Genomic DNA, 16,795 nt, shown 5'->3' with positions numbered 1-16,795 from the left:
CTGTTCAACAAGCTGAAGAACTGGCGCAGGGTCGCAACCCGCTACGACAAAACCGCCGACTCCTATATCGGCTTCGTCAGTCTCGCCTCAGCTTTGCTCTGGTTGCCCTTTGTCCACGTGGCCTAGATTGATCGCTGGAGGCTTTGTTCGCGGAGACGCGCACATTGCCTTCTTTTCGTTTTAGGAAGCGCTGCCCTAAGCGACAGAAGCCAGAGCTTTGACAATGCGGCATTCCGCGATGGAGCCGACCATGTATCTTGATCCTATCGGTGCAGACACGCGATGATGGCGGTCACGACGGCGGTGGTTTCCGCGACGTCGCGCACCCTCACTGTGTCGAGGCCGATTTCAGCAGCGGGATAGTCATTCCCACCGGGGAATATCGCATCCCCAATGAACAGCATCCCGTCGAGCGGGACACCGCTCTCGGCACTCAGGCGCTTCAGGCCATAGCCCTTGTCGATCCCTGCTCTGGTCACGTCGATCGATGTCGTGCCACCGAGATTGATCGAGAGCTCCGGCAGCTTCGCGCGCAACGTGGCCTGCAACGCGGTCCTCTTCTTTCGGTCAGGATCCCACGCTTCCTTTTCCTTCAGCGGCGCTGCCTGCCCCAGGCCCGAAAAGGTGATCTGGCTGCCCCGGTCCTCGATCCGTTCGCCCCAGATACGTTCGTCGGCGAGACCGGCATCGGTCAGCGCCTGATCGAAGGCCGTGCGGATCTTCGCCTTCTCCGCGTCGTCGAACAGTTCGGCATAGACCGCGCGCCAAGCGCCATTGATGAACCGATAGAGTTTCGTGCCTGTGGTCGGCATCAACCAGAGACGGTCGAGCGCGACGCCGGCAGGAAGGCGCGAGGCGATCTGCTTTTCGAACTGCGGCCAGTCCCCGCCCGAGATCACCGCCACATCCGTGATGGCGAGCAATCGGGCGAGGATTGCGGCCATATCCTCCGATAACGGCCGCTTGCTCTCGGCAAGCGTGCCGTCGAGGTCGAAGGCGATCAGCCACTTCATGCCGCCTTCCCTGCCGGATCGCGGTAGGCGAGCAGCCTGAGCGCATTGATGACGACGAGCAGCGTCGATCCCTCATGAACCGCCACCGCTGGCCCAATGCCGAGGCCGAGGATGGTAGCAGGCACCAGGAAGGCGACGACACCCAGGCTGACGAAGACGTTCTGCCGGATGATTCCACGGGTATGGCGGCTAAGACCGACTGCGAATGGCAGGTGCGCCAGATCGTCGGCCATCAGCGCCACGTCGGCTGTCTCCAGCGCAACGTCCGACCCCGCCGCGCCCATCGCGATGCCGACCGTGGCGCTTGCCATCGCCGGCGCATCGTTCACGCCGTCGCCCACCATCGCGACCTTGTCTTCGCCGGCGAGCTTCTTGATCGCGGCAACCTTGTCTTCGGGCATGAGGTCGCCCCACGCTTCGTCGATCCCGACTTCGTCGGCGATCGCTTCGGCGACTTTCTGGTGATCGCCGGAGATCATTATCATCCGCGACACGCCCATCTCGTGCAGCCGACGCAACGCGGTCTTGGCAGCTTCGCGAGGCGTGTCCATCAGGCCGATCGCGCCCAGGTCGCGGTCCCCCTTGCGGACCACCATTGTCGTGCGGCCGTTCTCGCGCAGCTTCGCGATTGCGTCCTGCGCGCCCTGCCCCAGCGCCGGAATGCCCTCACTTCCGAACATCTCGGCCTTGCCGATCCACACCGTCTCGCCATCCACGCTCGCGGTGACGCCCCGACCGGTCAGGCTCTTGAGGTCGCCGGCAGTCGGCACGGCACGATCGTTCAGACGTTCGCGGCCGTCCTTGACGATCGCTTGGGCCAGGGGATGGTCGCTCAACGCTTCGACGGCGACAGCCAGCGCCAGCAACTCGCCTTCATCGGCGCCATCGACGGGCACGACATCAGTGATGCGCGGACGACCTTCGGTCAGCGTGCCCGTCTTGTCGAAAGCGATCGCTTTGAGCGACCCGAGGTTTTCGAGCGGTGCACCGCCCTTCACGAGCACGCCGCCCCGCGCTGCACGGGCAACGCCCGACAGGACCGCGCTCGGCGTTGCGATCGCGAGCGCGCACGGGCTTGCCGCCACCAGCACCGCCATCGCGCGATAGAAGCTGTCGCGGAACGGCTCGTCGACGACCACCCATGCGAACAGCAGGAGCACTGACAGGACCAGGACGGCGGGCACGAAGATCCGTTCGAACCGGTCGGTGAAGCGCTGCGTCGGCGACTTCTGCGTCTCCGCTTCGCTCACCATCTTCACGACCTTGGCAAGCGCGCTTTCATTGGAACGGCGTGTCACCTCGATCTCGATCGCGCCGCCGCCGTTGATCGTACCAGCAAAAACCCGGCTTTCCGCGTCGACTGCATCGGGCTTGGCGCGTGCCGCTGCGGCATCTGCGACCGGCACCTTGTCGACCGGGATGCTTTCACCCGTGACCGGGGCCTGGTTGATCGCGCTGGTGCCCTTGATGACGAAGCCGTCGGCAGGCAGGCGCTCGTTCGGGCGGACGATGGCAATGTCCCCGACGACCATCTGCTCGACCGGGATTTCGCTGGTCTGCCCGCCGCGTCGCACGGTCGCGGTTTCGGGCGCGAGCTTCGCCAGCGCCTCGATCGCCTTCTTGGCGCGGCCCATTGCATAATGCTCAAGCGCATGGCCGAGGCTGAACAGGAACAGCAGCAGCGCACCTTCGGCCCATGCGCCCAGCGCAGCGGCGCCGGCCGCAGCGACCAACATCAGCGTGTCGATCTCGAACTTCTTCATCCGGAGGTTGTCGATCGCCTCGCGCAGCGTGAAGAATCCGCCGAAGAAATAGGCTGCGATATAGCAGGCGGTCGGCAGCCATTCGGGCGCGCCAGCGACCAGCCTCTCGATCGCGTAGCCGATCCCCAGCAGCGCGCCACAGGCGAGCGCGAAGATCAGCTCGGTATTGGGGCCGAGAAATTCGGCGTGGCTATGGTCGTGGCCATCGCCGGGGCCGTGCTTCTCTTCGCCCGCGCCGTGGCCCCCGGGGCCGTGGTCGTGGCCGGCATGTTCATCGGCAGCGACCCGCTTGCCCACCCTCACCTTCAGCTTGCGAAGCGCAGCGCGCACCTCCTCTTCGGTGGTTTCGCGGCGATCATATTCGACCCGGACAGACCCGCTGGTGCTGGCGCTTGCCTGGACCACGCCGGGCAAGGCGCACAGCGCATCGCTGACCGTGCGCGCCCGACGTTCGTGGTTGATCCCCGTCACCTGCCAGATCGCATGGCCGTAGCGCTCGGTGATTTCGGCACCTGCGGCGCGCACCATTTCGCGCAACCGTGGCAGCGGCAGCTTGGCGGCATCGAAATGGATGCACAGCGCCGCTGGCGTGTTGCCGTCGAGACAGATCACATGCGCCCGCTCGACACCTTCGCGCTTTGACAGGGTTGATACGAGACGGTCCAGGCAGGCATCGGCCGCGTCAGGAAGGTCCGGCAACAACACTGGAATGTCGAGTTCGAGCTTGTCGTTCATGACGACCTCCTTTCGCTTTTCTTGGTTTCGGCGCGCGCGTCGCGCAGGATTTCGACACCGCCCTTGATGGCGATGATGGCGGTGGCGAAGCCGACCAGCAGGTCCGGCCAATTGGTACCCAACCACAGCACCAGCACGCCGGCGATCAGGATGCCGCCGTTGGAAATGAAGTCGTTGAAGCTGAAGGTGGTTGCGGCCCGGAGATTGACGTCCGGATCCTTGAGGCGCTGGAGCAGCCGCAGGCAGAGGTAATTCACGACGCCGGCGATCGCGGACATGACCATCATGGTAGGTCCGATGGGCTCGCTGCCCTGCACGTAGCGCCGTCCGACATCGATCAAGATGCCGCCCGCGAAGATCAGCAGCATGACGCCCGAAGCGACCGCGGCGCGTGTCTTCCATGTCTGGCCCCGGGTGAGCGCCACAAGGCTCAGCGCATACACAGCCGTATCGGACAGGTTGTCGACGCCGTTGGCGATCAGCGCGCTCGAGTCCGCGAAGAAGCCGGAAACGAAGAAGCCCGCAGCGATCGCCGCGTTCAGCAGCAGGACGATCCACAGTGTGCGGCGCTCCTGCCCGCCATTGTTGTCGTTGCCCGGGATCATCCCATCATCTCCTCAAGTGTCAGCAGGGCCAGGAAGCCGACGAAAAACATCGAGCTGATGAGCGGGGTGTCGGGTTTCTCGTGCGCCTCGACCAGCAACTCCTCCGTGACGAGGTAGAGCAGCGCCATCAGCCCGAAGCTGAGGAAGCCGGCGATCATCACCGGCGACAGCGCGGCGACCGGCACGGCAGCGAGCGCGCCGATCGGCAGCAGCAGGGCCAATGCCGAGACGATCACGATGATGCGCAAGCGCGAGCGATAGGTTTCCGCCAGCTCGTCGGTCAGCGTCAGTCCCAGAAATAACACTTCCAGAGTGAGCGCGATCGTCAGCAGGAGACCTGCCTTCTCGCCCGCCACGAAAGCGAGGCCGAGCACCAGGCCGTCGACCAGAATGTCGATGCCGATCGCGGCGAGTAGCGCCATCGGCCCCTTGAAGCGGGCCTCAAGAGCCTTGAGCCCCAGCATGGTCGCGACGCCCGCCGCCCCGCCGATCAACGTCGCGCTGGGCGATGCCTCATGCTTGACCTGCGGCAGGATTTCGGTCGCTGCCGCCGCGAACACGACGCCGGCAGCGAGATGCTGTAGGCCCGCCACGAGGCCAGGTTTCAACTTGGTGCGGCTCGCGACAATCGCGCCGAGCACGACCGCCAGCACAGGCGCAAGCGTATAGAGCAGTGCCTGCATTTCCTAGGACTCCTCCGGGGTTCGGTGGCAGACGCGGATCTTCCCGCGTCGCGTGAACGCGATCGATCCGCCCGCCACGACAGCCCGCGAATGGTCGCCGCGAAACTCGTCACCGGTTCGCTGCGCGCGCAGGATCTCGGTCCTGCCCTTCGGCAGCCAGGTGACGGCCATTTTCAAGCCGTCATCGATGAAGTCGACATCGGCGCGTGTGCCGTCGTCGCAGTACATGATGCGCTGCGCGATTAGTTTCGACGTCAGATGCTTTTCATGCGCCGGCTCGGTAGGCTGGGTCGGCGCTGGATTACACGCCCCTATAACCGCCCCGGAGACGAGAACGACGCCGAGGCGCGCGATCGCCAGACCGGCCCGATTCAGGCCGCACAAGGTTGTCACATTTGAAATCGACGTGTCAGACATCGGTCTCTTCCGACGAAGCGCCCTGTGGCGTTCGAAGGCAGGGCAGTTCATCGCGTGCCTTCCCGCTCGCAGATCCGGGTACGGCCATCGCCTTCCACGATGGTGAGCTGCGACCCCTTGAAGGTCGCGGTGGCTGTTTCGCCGACATATTGCAGGCCCTGCGCTGGCGCGGTCAGCATCATCGGCGGTCCCCCGTTGGAGCGCCGCAAATCGATCTGCAGGCCGTTGTCCTTGTAATCGACGAACAGCGGTTCCCCGTCGGAACAGCGATAGGGATGGCGCCCCATTTCCCCGGTCGCCACGGCGCTGTCGGACGAATGGATTTGCTGCTCCGTTGGCGGGGCTGGCGGCTTGCTTTCCGTGCAAGCCGCCAGCCCGATAACGAGGATGAGGGCGGGCAGAACCCGCTTCAACGGCGTCATCGCGCCTTCCTCCTGTACCGGGAGGGGACGCGCTGACGATTGATCCCACGGGCAGGCTGACCCACCCGCCAGCGCAGATAGGTTGCGAGGCGATCGTCAGCCTCGATCATCAGGGACCGCAGGCGACGCAACATCATCGCCGCGAACGGCAAAGACAGCGCCCCGCGCAGCGTGCAGCTATGTGTTAGCCTGGTGCCACCGTCGTCCCCTGCCAGCTCGTACCGCTCTTCGAGCGTGAACAGATAAGGGATGCCGCAGGACCAAGCGAAGGCGTGCGGCTTATCGAATCGATCAATCCGTGCTGGCGTCCGAATTGGTCGGGTGATGCCCTGGATCGCGAAGGTACATTCCGTCTCGCCAAGCTGGCACGGGTTGTCGAGGAATACGAGCGGACTCCAAGCCCGACGATGATCCGGATCGGTGATCGCCGACCAGATCCGCAGTGGCCCGCCGTGAAGCATTGAGCTGGTTATGGTGCGAGGCATATCCCCATCTCCCAGAGATGAGCGGGGCGATCGCGGATCGCCCCGCTCACCCTTCAGGCCAAGTTGTTCACGAAGGTCTGACCGTGGTCGTCCCCTTCATGCTCCTCATTGTAGTGCTCGGGTTTCTCGATCACTTTCTGCCCGAACCGGGCATAGAGTGTCGGCAGCACGAACAGCGTAAGAAGCGTCGCCGAGATCAGACCGCCGATGACGACCGTCGCCAAAGGCTTTTGAACCTCTGCGCCGGCGCCTTCGCCCAGCGCCATCGGCACGAAGCCGAGGCTGGCGACTAGCGCGGTCATGATGACGGGTCGCAGACGCTGCATCGCGCCAACATGCGCGGCTTCCTCGCGGCTCATCCCTGATCGGATCAGATCTTGGATCGAGCTGACCATGACGAGGCCGTTGAGGACCGCGATGCCCGAGAGGGCGATGAAGCCCACTGCCGCCGAGATCGAGAAGTCCATGCCCCGCAGGAACAGCAACAGGACGCCGCCCACCAGCGCGAAAGGCACGCCGGTGAACACGATCGCGGCGTCGCGGACCGATCCCAACGCCCCGTAGAGGAGCAGCAGGATCAAGATGAAGCAAGCCGGAATGACCAGCTTCAGCCGTTCGCTTGCCGATTGGAGGTTCTCGAACTGGCCGCCCCATTCGAGATAGGTGCCGGCAGGCAGCCGGAGTTGGCTGCCGATCGCCGCCTGCGCATCCGCCACGACGGATCCGACGTCGCGGCCACGCACGTTGGCTTGCACCACCACGCGCCGCTTGCCGTTCTCGCGGCTGATCTGGTTCGGACCATCGACCACCTTGATCTCGGCGACGCTGGACAGCGGTACATAGCCGCCGCCTGCCACCGGCACCTGCACCTGTTGGAGCAGGCCGATGTCGGCACGCTGCGCCTCCGACAGGCGGATCACCACGGGGAAGCGACGGTCGCCCTCGAAGATCTGGCCCGATGTTCGCCCGCCGATCGTCGCAGTCACGGTGTCCTGCACATCCTGAGCCGTAACGCCCAACCGCGCCATCGCGTCGCGGTTGACGCGAATGTCGAGCATGGGAAGACCGGTCGTCTGCTCCACCTTCACGTCCGCTGCGCCTTGCGTTCTGCGCAGCACCGCCGCGATTTGCTCGGCCGTCCGGTTCATCTGGTTGAAGTCGTCCCCGAACACCTTCACCGCGATGTCGCCGCGCACGCCGGCGATCAGCTCGTTGAAGCGCATCTGGATGGGCTGGGTGATCTCGTAGGCATTTCCCGGAATCTTCGCGAGATTACCCTCGATCCGGCTGACCAGCTCCTCCTTGGGAAGCTCAGGATCCGGCCAATCCTTGCGCGGCTTCAGGATGACGAACATGTCGGTCGCGTTCGGCGGCATCGGGTCGGCCGCCAGCTCGGCGGTGCCCGTCTTGGAATAGACGAATTGCACCTCCGGCTGCTTCGACATCATCCGCTCGATCGGCACCTGCATCGCCTGGCTCTGCTGGACCGACGTTGCCGGAATGCGGAGCGACTGGATCAGCAAATCGCCTTCGTCGAGCTGCGGCAGGAACACCGAGCCGAGCGTAGTGAAAGCAAGCGCCGCCACCACAAGGCTTCCCACACCCGCACCGATCGTCAGCGTCGGGCGCTTCATGGCCCGGTCGAGACCGGGTTCGTAGCGCTTCTTCAGCCACGTGATGATGCGGCCGTCCTTCTCCTCGACCTTCTTCGACAGCCAGATCGCAATCATCGCCGGCACGAAGGTGAGAGAGAGGATGAAGGCGAAGGCGAGCGCGATGATGACGGTCAGCGCCATCGGTCCGAACGTTTTACCCTCCACGCCGGTCAGCGTGAGCAGCGGTACGTAGACGAGGATGATGATTGCCTGCCCGTACACAGAGGGACGGATCATCTCACGCGCAGCGGCTGCCACGGTCGCGAGCCGTTCCTTGACGCTGAGCAATCGGCCTTCATGATGCTGTTGCTCGGCAAGCCGGCGCAGCGCGTTTTCGACAATGATGACGGCGCCGTCGACGATCAGACCGAAGTCCAAAGCCCCAAGGCTCATCAGATTGGCCGAGACCCCAGCGCGCAGCATACCAAAGCCTGTCAGCATCATGGTGATCGGGATGACCAACGCCGCGATCAGGGCCGCACGGAAGTTGCCGAGCAGCAGGAAGAGCACGACGATGACCAGCACCGCGCCTTCGGACAGGTTTTTCGCGACCGTCTTGATCGTCGAATTGACCAGCTCGGTGCGGTTCAGCACCGGCTGAATTACGACGTCAGGAGGCAGCGAAGCGTTGATCGTCTTCAGTTTCTCAGCGACCGCGGTCGACACGATGCGGCTGTTCTCGCCGATCCGCATGATCGCCGTGCCGACGACGACTTCGGTACCGTTCTCCGATGCCGAACCCATGCGGATCGCCTGACCCGTCTTCACAGTCGCAACTTGTTCGACCGTGATCGGCACGCCGTTACGTGTCGCGATCACGGTCCTGGCCAACTCGCTGGCATTGCGAACGAGCGCATCCGAGCGAACAGCCAGACCTTCGCCATTGCGATTGACGAAGCCACCGCCGACGCTGGTGTTATTGCGCTCCAGCGCATTTCCCAGGTCCGTCAGCGTGATGCCGAGCGAGGCCAGCTTCTGCACGTCGGGCACGACGAGGAACTGCTTGGCGTAACCGCCAATCGAGTCGACACCGGCGAGGCCCGGTGTGGTCTTCAGAAGCGGCGTCACGATCCAGTCCTGCGCGGTGCGCAGGTAGGTCGCCTTGTCCTCTTCGGTCGTCAGTCGCTCGCCCTCTGGCGTGATGTAGCTGCCATCGGGCTGTTGGCCCGGTTCACCGGGCTTGTGCTTGTCGTCCTCGCGATGATCGAGACGAACGGTGTACATGTACACCTCGCCCAGGCCTGTCGCGATCGGACCCATTTCAGGGTTCACGCCGTCGGGCAGATTCTCTTGCACGCCCCGCAGACGCTCGCCCACCTGCTGGCGGGCGAAATAGATGTCCGTCGCGTCCGAAAAGACCGCCGTGATCTGCGCGAAGCCGTTGCGGCTCAACGAGCGCGTATATTCCAGGCCGGGGGTGCCGGCGAGCGCGGTTTCGATTGGAAACGACACCTGCTTCTCGACCAGCTCGGGCGAGAGGGCAGGCGCGCGGACGTTGATCTGGACCTGATTGTTGGTGATGTCCGGCACCGCGTCGATCGGTAGCCGGTAGAGGGAAAAGGCGCCGATGGCGGCGACGATGACGGTGAGGAGCAGGACTAGCCAGCGCTTCTCGACCGCCCAGGTTACGATACGGGCGATCATGGCTTAATCCTCGTGGCTCGCTTCGCCCTTGCCGATCTCGGCCTTGAGCGTGAAACTTCCGGTGGTGGCGATCTGTTCGTTGCCGGTCAGGCCCGACCGGACGATCACCGTGTCGCCCGACGCATCGCCGAGCTGGACCGGGGTCGCCTTGAAGCCGGTGGGCGTGCGCACGAACACGACCGACTTGCCCTCGAAACTCTGGACCGCCGTCGTCGGCACGCGGACCGCCCCGCTCCCGCCGCTGCCCGTGAGCTGCACGGCTGCCGTCACAGGCTCGCCGACCCGCCATTCGCCACCGCGATTGTCGAGGGTGGCGAGCGCAGGCACGAGCCGCGTCTGCGGATCAAGCGCCGGCGACACGAAGGTCACGCGGGCGGTCGCCTGACGGCCTGCCGCCTTCACCAGCACCGTATTGCCGGGACGCACCCGGCCCGCATCCTCGGGCTTGAGATTAAGCGCGATCGACACCTGGCTCAGGTTGGCGATGCGATAGAGTTCGGCATCCGCCGCGACCGTTTGTCCCAGCGTCACGGGGCGCGCAATGATCTGGCCCGAGATCGGCGCGGCAATGCCGAGCCGGTTGAGCCCGCCGCCGCCGACACCCGCCGCCGAAACCATGCTCTGCGCCTGCGTCAGGGCGATCCGCGCCTCCGTCGCCGCTGTGCGGGCGGCGATCAGATCCTGTTCAGGGGAGACTCTCTGCGCGAACAGCCGCTGTTCGCGCGCGAGGTTCGAATTAGCGAGCTGAAGCCGCGCCCGCGCCGCCTCGACCTCGCCCTTGATCTGCGCCGCCTCGCGGCTTTCGATGACCGCAATGGTCTGGCCGCGTCCGACCGATTGGCCGAGGTTACGGGTGAGCGCGACCACGCGTCCCGCAATTGCGGCCGAGACGACCTGCGTTCCCTGTGGGTCGCCCTCGATGATCGCGGGCAGCTCGATCGTCCCGGCCCCGCCGATGATCGGCCGTCCGACCTGGACGCCCGCTGTGGCGATCTGGTCGGCACCCAATGTGACGACGCCTTCACCGGCATGACCGCCTTCAGCACCGCCCTTTTCCGTGCCCGCTGCCGTCTCATTGGCAGCTGCGCCTTCGGCAGTTGCCTCGTTTCCGCCATCCTTGCCGCCGCAGGCAGCCAAGAGCAGGGCGAGCGACGCCGCGCCCGCGAGATAAAAGCTCTTCATCACTGATTCCCCCCATTGGGCGCACGAGCGGTCAGTCGCTCCACTTGCGCGCGGGCATTCTGGTAATTGGCAAGCGCGTCGATCGCGGCGACCCGCGTTTCGGCGAGCGTGCGTTCAGCATCGAGCAATTCGAGCTGGCCGAACTTGCCCTCGCGATAGCCGATCCGCGCGATGCGGGCGGCCTCCTGTGCAGCCGCCAGCGCCGGCCCCGACGCCGCACGAGCCGTCGTTGCGGCATTGGCCGCCTGCGCCTGCGCGTCCGTGATCGCCTGTTCGATGTCGAGCGCGGTCACGCGGCGCTGCGCATCCGCCTGGGTCCGCTGCGCGGTCGCCTGCGCAATCGCGGCGCGACCATTGTTGAACACCGGGATCGGGATCGACACGCTGAACACCGCCGCCATGTCGTTGGTCGCTTCCAGGCGGCGGATCGACGGCCCGACGTTCAGGTCAGGCACGCGATTGGCGCGCGCGAGCCGCACGCCGGCTTCGGCAATGGAGAAATCCGCGTTGGCTGCCGCCAGCGCGAGTGTGCCGGTCGTGTTGACCGGTGCCAACGGCCCATAGACGTTCACATCGGGAAGGCGATCGAGCAGCGTGTCATCGAGCAGGCCGTCGATCGGCCGTCCGATCCGACGCGCCAGATTGGCGCGGGCCGCCTCGGCCAAGCGAAGCTGCCGCTCCACATTGGCGTCGGCATTGATACGCGCGACATCCGCGCGCTGTTGCTCGAGTGGCGATGCCCGCCCTGCCTGCACGCGAACGCTCGCGGCCCGCAGCGCATCGCTGGCGATCCGGGCCTGATCGCGGGCTGTCATTACCCGGCGATCGGCCGCGACCGCTTCGACATAGAGCTGCGTTACCTGAAGCCGGACATCCGCCGCGATGATCGCGGCCTGGATCTCGGCCCGGGACAATTGCGCATTGGCGACCGCGACGCGGGCGCCGCGCTTGCCGCCTAGCTCGATCGGGATCGCAAAGCCGACCGTGGTTTCCGCGCTGCGGACCCCCCGATACGGCCCGGAGCCGATGACATTCTCGACTTGGCCTTGAACCACCGGATTGGGCCGCAAGCCGGCGACTGTGCGACCTGCACGGGCCGCGTCGATTCCAGCTGTCGCCGCTTCCGCAGCAGGGGCCGAACCGCCCGCTGCACTGACCGCTTGGTCAAGCGTGTAGACCGGCGCATCCTGCGCAACAGGCGCGGACGGTCCGACCTGCGCCTGCGCCATCGTGGCGCAAGACGCTGCGGCCAGCATGGCCGCGAGGATACGATTCATGAAAATAGGACTCCTGACGATGATCGACAGGGGCGCGCCAACGCACGCCCAAATCGGACGTCAGGCTTGGGGGGGCCTCAAATGGACCATGCCGGTGCGGCCGTCGAGCGACGCAGAGGCGGAGATTGTCGGCTTGGGCACTGTGAGGACGGGGGTATATTCCATCGTCGTGCGCGCAGGCGCGCCGACGTCGTGTCCGTGACAATAATTGTGATGATGCGGGACATTCTTGTCCGAGTCCGATGGCACCTGATCGATGTCACCGGCGGTATGGACCGTGAACTCAACGCCCGCGATGCTTCCCCCCGCCAGATCGGCGGCATGGGCCATGCCGGAGAAGCTGGTCAGGACCAGCATCAGGCATGTCAGGAAAGGCAAAAAGGCTCGCACTAGCTTGCCTCTATCACGGAAGGGTTTTCATGTCATTGCACTAATTCGAACCAAGGGTCACTGAGCCGGAACCCGAGCGGGATCGGTCGCGCCCGTTCCAGGCGAACCCGACCGCAATGGCGACCGCCATCAGGAGTTGCGCCAGCACCGATTGCCAAGTGGGAAACACGCCGAGCATCGACAGCCGTGGCACGTCCGCGAGCGGTGCGATGTTGATAAGGCCGGCTTCCTGGAGCGCGGCGACGCCTTTACCCGCCAGCACGACGGTCAGGACCGCCATGAGCCAGGAGCTATAGCGGAAGAACTGCGCGATCGGCAGCTTGCGACTGTAGCGAAGCATGGCCCAAGCGATCAGGCTGAGCAGTCCAATCGCCGACCCGGCCCCCGCGAGAAGCATCCCGTTGTCACCTTGCGCCGAAAGCGCGGCATAGAACAGGATCGTCTCGAAGACCTCGCGATAAACTACGACGAACGCCAGCCCGAACAGGAACCAGCCCGACCCGCCCGAGAGCGCCCGCGACATCTTCTCGCGAATATAGCGCTGCCACTGATCGGCCTGCGCCTTGCCGTGCATCCAAATCCCGACCGAGAGCAGCACGACCGCGGCGAACAGCGAGCCAAACCCTTCCGTCAGCTCCCGGCTCGCACCGCTGATCCCGATCGCATAGGTGGCGACCGCCCAGGTGATCCCGCCCGCGATGATCGCGCTGACCCAGCCGCCATGCACGTACCGCAGCGCCTCGCCGCGCTCGGCTTTACGCAGGAACGCGATCATGGCGACAACGATGAGCAGGGCTTCGAGCCCTTCACGCAGCAGGATCGTGAACGCGCCCAGGAACGTGGACGCTTCGGTGGCGGCATCAGGCGCGAGCGCCGCTTCCGCATCGTCGAAAAGGCCGCCCAGTACTGCGACCTTCTCCGCGAGATCATCGGGCGACGCGCCCCGGTCGATCGAGGCGCGGAACTCCCCCATCGCGCCCTCGATTCGACCCATCAGCGTCGCGTCGCGCGCGGTGAGTGTTGGCTCGATCGGCTCGAACCCATCGAGATAGGCCGACAGCGCCAGCTCTTTCGCCATGCGCGCATCGCCGCGCCGCGCAGCCGCCACGCTTTCGGCGAGTTTGGCGCGGGCGACCGCGAGCGAGCCGGGAGCCTGTTGTATCACCTGTTCGGGATGACGACGCAGGAACGCGAGCACTGGGTCAGCCTTGGCGTCGCCGATCGCCGCGCCGAGCGCGGCCGGGGTGAGCGCGACCAGGGTTTTCAGGTCCGGAATGCGCCGGCGAAGGGTCGGGTCGGATTTCCAAAGCCGCTCGCCTTCGCGCGCCTGCGCATCCGTGAAGGCGAAGCTCCCGGCTCGGAATGCTAACGCCCAGCGCTGATCGTTGGGCAGATCGGCGAAGCTCTGCATCGCGGTCCCGTCGATGCCTTGCGTCACCACCTGATAGAGCGCGAACACGCTGCGCTGGCGCGCGCGCTCGGCATCGGTGAAAGCAATCGGGGGCGTAGCGAGCTTGGCGGCGTCAGGGCCACGGCCGTTGCCCGTCATCCCGTGGCAGGACGCGCAGGATTGTCGGAACAGTGCATCGCTGGAGACGAGGTTCGGAGCCTTATCGGGCGCGAGCGGCACCGGGTAGGCGCGCAACAGATCGGCCGCGAGCCCGTGCGCCAATGTTGCCACCTGTTCAGTCGGTCCCTTTTCCGCGATCACCGCCTGGAGGTTGGCAGCCCGCTGGATGAGGGCTTGACGCTCCGGCTTCGCCGGCAGGCCCTGAAGCCGTGTCGAGACCGACGCGGCGAACTCCGTCATCTCGGCATATTCCGACGTGCTCTTGATCCGACCGTTGGCGACCGCGCCGCCATAATCGACGGCCATATAGTCGAGCAGCCGCCATGCGGTTTGCACGTCGCCGGGTTCGGCGATTGCCGCAGCAGGGATCAGCAGCGCCGCGAGCGCGGAGAGCAGCCGCAACGAGAGCATTGCCCGGATCAACGCGAGCAGACGCACTACCGCTCTCCCAATTCGCGCCGAGCGCCAGTGACGATTTCATAAGCGGAGTGGAGGAACAGGAGGGCGATGAGGCCGGCGACGGCGAGGTCCGGCCAGGCGCTTCCTGTCCACGCCACCAGACCGGCCGCGGCGATCACCGCCACGTTGGCGAGCGCGTCGTTGCGGCTGAACAGCCAGATCGCGCGAACATTGGCGTCCCCTTCCCGGAAACGCGCAAGCACCAAGGCGGACACGACATTGATCGCGAGCGCGACAACGCCGATTGTGCCCATCAGTTCGGCATCGGGCGCGGTTGCGTTCAGGGCGCGCCAAATCGCGAAACCGATTACGCCCACGCCAAGCGCACCGAGAAACAACCCCTGCGTCAGCGCGACCTTTGCCCTCGCCCGTGCGGACCAGGCAAGCGCGAGAAGACCGATAAGGCTGATCGACCCGTCCCCGAGAAAATCGAGGGAATCCGCTTTCAGCGCTTGGCTATCGGCGATGAACCCGCCGAACAGCTCGGCGACTCCGAAGCCGAGGTTGAGCACCACGACGGTCAGCAGCGCACGGCGATAGGCCGGATCGGTTTGCGCGCGCGCGGGCTCCCCGTGGCACCCGCAGCTTTCGGTAGAAGCATTCATGCGGCCTTCCTTACCACCTCCAGTCGCTGTAGAAGCAAGCGAAATGTGCGACACGTTCGCATAAGCAAGGATGGCATGATGAAGCCGGTGATGATTGGGCAGCTCGCCAGCGAGACCTCGACGAAGGTGACGACGATCCGCTTTTATGAGTCGATCGGGTTGCTCCGATCCGCCCCTCGCACGGCGTCGGGTCGCAGAACCTACGATGCCAGTGACATTGAGCGTTTGCACTTCATCCGCAACGGTCGCCGGCTTGGCTTCTCCGTCGACGAGATCCGTTCGTTGATGGGGCTGGCGCAGAACCCGGACCAGGATTGTGGTGCCGCCTCAGCTATCGCTGCTCAGCACCTCAAGGATGTGGAGGAGAGACTGGCGCAACTCGCGGTGTTGCGGGATGAGTTGGCAATGCTCAGCCAGAGCTGCACCAAGGCGCGCATGGCCGATTGTCGGATCATGAAGGCGATCGGCAAAGGCCACCCTCAAGCCGATCAATAATAATCGGCCAGCCTGAGCTCGCGCACATCACCCGAGGCCATCGTCAGCTTTACGAGGGTGCCAGCAGGCCGGGAGCGCACTTGCCAGAGCTCCCCACGCGTATAGTTCGCATCGATCGAATGGCCGTTCACCGCCACGATCCGGTCGCCGACCGCCCAGCCAGCCTTTTCCGCGGGACTGTTCGCCGCCACATGAACAACGGTGAGCGCCGTTGGTGAGGCTGCGAGGCCAAGGCCGCTACGGTCCTTCAGCATCGGCAGGCGACGACGAGGACCGAGTGGCCGGAGCCACACGAATCCGGCGGTCACGTCGAACACCACGTCGAATTGAGCGATCAGCGGTAGGCCGACATTGCCAACCGTGCTGGTGGAGAGCCAAGCTCTCATCCCGAGTGTGGGGACGTTCGAGACGCCAAGCCCTTCGATGTTGATGTTCTGGATCGTGAAAGCATCGTTGATACGCACACCATCGACGCCGCCGATCGCCGCGGTCGAGACGAGCTTCCCGTTCAACAGCCCTTGATCGCGGGCATAGGCCGACGAGAGCATCAGCGCGGCCGAGCTGCCAAGATCGATCATCAAGGGCACGGGAGGCAAACCCGAGACGGAAGCTCGAATGAACAGCTCCTGCTTGGCACCGCGCCCGAGCGCGACAGCGCGCCAGTCGGGACCGGCGAGAAACGTGCCTGACTTGACGACCGCCATACGCCTTTTCGCGAAATCGAGCGCGATGCAGCTACCCGTGAACATATCGGCACCGAGGAGGATATCGATCGGTCGTCCGAAGGCCGCCGACACTGAACTCAGATCACCAACGACGGCAAAGGGTAAGCGACGGGTTTCGCGGGCGAGCTGTACGTCGATGTCGCGGACCAGCAGCACCGGGGCCTTGGCGCTCAGCCCGCTAATCATGCGCCGCTCACCATCGTTCAAGCCGAGCTTCGCCGCGAGCGCCGTGCTCATGATCGACGCGCCGCTGCCACTGTCGAGCACCGCCCGCACCGGCACTCCGCGCACTTGTGCCGAAACAAGGAGGGTATCACCCGTGCCGACTTCCAGCGGCTCCCATTCGAGGTGAGCCGCACCGAAGTTCCACGAGCCCGCAGACCGGGAAGTCTGTCGCGCGAGCGTTGGAGAACCGAGCACCAAGCCGGTTCCACAGGCCACCAGCCGCGCCACTAATGAGCGTCGAGACATACCGATTGCTTCAACACGGGCCGTCAAAAAGCCACCTCCAGCCCCCCGTCCGCAGGAGAGCAAATTGCGGTTACATGCTCCAGCCACTGGAGGAGCAAGTGCTTTTGGTGCGCCCGAAAATCCTCAGAAGCGCTTGGAGAACTTTAGATGAAGGATGGTGCAGACCGCTTAGATGCCTTCCCGATAACGAACGGTTCCG

15 protein-coding genes and 1 pseudogene are annotated in these 16,795 nt (G+C 65.0%); 2 read left to right on the top strand and 14 right to left on the bottom strand.

Annotated elements, in window-relative coordinates; translation table 11 throughout:
- A pseudogene (locus KYX69_RS20055) lies at positions 1-126 on the top strand (IS5/IS1182 family transposase); the annotation flags it as partial.
- A gap of 137 nt (positions 127-263) precedes the next feature.
- Here the strand turns inward: KYX69_RS20055 and KYX69_RS20050 are convergent.
- The 13 genes from KYX69_RS20050 to KYX69_RS19990 form a co-directional block, all read right to left on the bottom strand.
- Positions 264-1,013, bottom strand: a complete 750-nt coding sequence (locus tag KYX69_RS20050) for an HAD-IIB family hydrolase (protein WP_004212890.1) — start codon at positions 1,011-1,013, stop codon at positions 264-266.
- On the bottom strand, positions 1,010-3,511 hold the full coding sequence (locus KYX69_RS20045; RefSeq protein ID WP_004212886.1) for a heavy metal translocating P-type ATPase: 2,502 nt from the start codon (positions 3,509-3,511) through the stop codon (positions 1,010-1,012). Before KYX69_RS20045 ends, KYX69_RS20050 begins: the two co-directional genes overlap by 4 nt.
- Positions 3,508-4,116, bottom strand: a complete 609-nt coding sequence (locus tag KYX69_RS20040) for a cation transporter (RefSeq protein ID WP_004212885.1) — start codon at positions 4,114-4,116, stop codon at positions 3,508-3,510. The genes KYX69_RS20045 and KYX69_RS20040 overlap by 4 nt, the downstream gene beginning before the upstream one ends.
- The gene (locus tag KYX69_RS20035) at positions 4,113-4,799 is read right to left on the bottom strand and encodes a ZIP family metal transporter (RefSeq protein ID WP_004212882.1); all 687 of its coding nucleotides are present in this window, start codon (positions 4,797-4,799) and stop codon (positions 4,113-4,115) included. The genes KYX69_RS20040 and KYX69_RS20035 overlap by 4 nt, the downstream gene beginning before the upstream one ends.
- 3 nt (positions 4,800-4,802) lie before the next feature.
- Positions 4,803-5,216, bottom strand: coding sequence for a hypothetical protein (locus tag KYX69_RS20030; protein ID WP_004212881.1), 414 nt, complete (start codon positions 5,214-5,216; stop codon positions 4,803-4,805).
- Positions 5,217-5,263: 47 nt separating this feature from the next.
- Positions 5,264-5,638, bottom strand: a complete 375-nt coding sequence (locus tag KYX69_RS20025) for a hypothetical protein (RefSeq protein ID WP_300500755.1) — start codon at positions 5,636-5,638, stop codon at positions 5,264-5,266.
- Entirely contained in the window at positions 5,635-6,123 is a 489-nt protein-coding gene (locus KYX69_RS20020; RefSeq protein WP_043060768.1) for an SRPBCC family protein, read from the bottom strand. The genes KYX69_RS20025 and KYX69_RS20020 overlap by 4 nt, the downstream gene beginning before the upstream one ends.
- Before the next feature lie 53 nt (positions 6,124-6,176).
- Positions 6,177-9,422, bottom strand: a complete 3,246-nt coding sequence (locus KYX69_RS20015; protein ID WP_004212878.1) for a CusA/CzcA family heavy metal efflux RND transporter — start codon at positions 9,420-9,422, stop codon at positions 6,177-6,179.
- 3 nt (positions 9,423-9,425) lie between these two features.
- Positions 9,426-10,604, bottom strand: coding sequence for an efflux RND transporter periplasmic adaptor subunit (locus KYX69_RS20010; protein ID WP_004212877.1), 1,179 nt, complete (start codon positions 10,602-10,604; stop codon positions 9,426-9,428).
- Entirely contained in the window at positions 10,604-11,881 is a 1,278-nt protein-coding gene (locus KYX69_RS20005; protein ID WP_013039111.1) for a TolC family protein, read from the bottom strand. The genes KYX69_RS20010 and KYX69_RS20005 overlap by 1 nt, the downstream gene beginning before the upstream one ends.
- A gap of 60 nt (positions 11,882-11,941) precedes the next feature.
- Complete coding sequence (locus KYX69_RS20000; protein WP_007406840.1) at positions 11,942-12,238, bottom strand: hypothetical protein; 297 nt, start codon at positions 12,236-12,238, stop codon at positions 11,942-11,944.
- Between the two features lie 73 nt (positions 12,239-12,311).
- Positions 12,312-14,279, bottom strand: coding sequence for a cytochrome c/FTR1 family iron permease (locus KYX69_RS19995; protein WP_004212871.1), 1,968 nt, complete (start codon positions 14,277-14,279; stop codon positions 12,312-12,314).
- The gene (locus KYX69_RS19990; RefSeq protein WP_004212870.1) at positions 14,279-14,905 is read right to left on the bottom strand and encodes a cation transporter; all 627 of its coding nucleotides are present in this window, start codon (positions 14,903-14,905) and stop codon (positions 14,279-14,281) included. Before KYX69_RS19990 ends, KYX69_RS19995 begins: the two co-directional genes overlap by 1 nt.
- Positions 14,906-14,980: 75 nt before the next feature.
- Here KYX69_RS19990 and KYX69_RS19985 point away from each other — a divergent pair, with 75 nt between their 5' ends.
- Positions 14,981-15,400: a helix-turn-helix domain-containing protein gene (locus KYX69_RS19985; RefSeq protein ID WP_007406847.1), complete on the top strand. Its 420-nt coding sequence runs from the start codon at positions 14,981-14,983 to the stop codon at positions 15,398-15,400.
- Here KYX69_RS19985 and KYX69_RS19980 read toward each other — a convergent pair.
- The gene (locus KYX69_RS19980) at positions 15,394-16,596 is read right to left on the bottom strand and encodes an aspartyl protease family protein (RefSeq protein ID WP_013039112.1); all 1,203 of its coding nucleotides are present in this window, start codon (positions 16,594-16,596) and stop codon (positions 15,394-15,396) included. The genes KYX69_RS19985 and KYX69_RS19980 overlap by 7 nt on opposite strands.
- Positions 16,597-16,795 lie beyond the last annotated feature (199 nt).

The organism is Sphingomonas sp., from assembly GCF_030145815.1.
Taxonomy (GTDB): Bacteria; Pseudomonadota; Alphaproteobacteria; order Sphingomonadales; family Sphingomonadaceae; genus Sphingomonas.
Note: the sequence above shows the minus strand (reverse complement) of the source record. Positions and strands in the feature narration are given on the sequence as shown.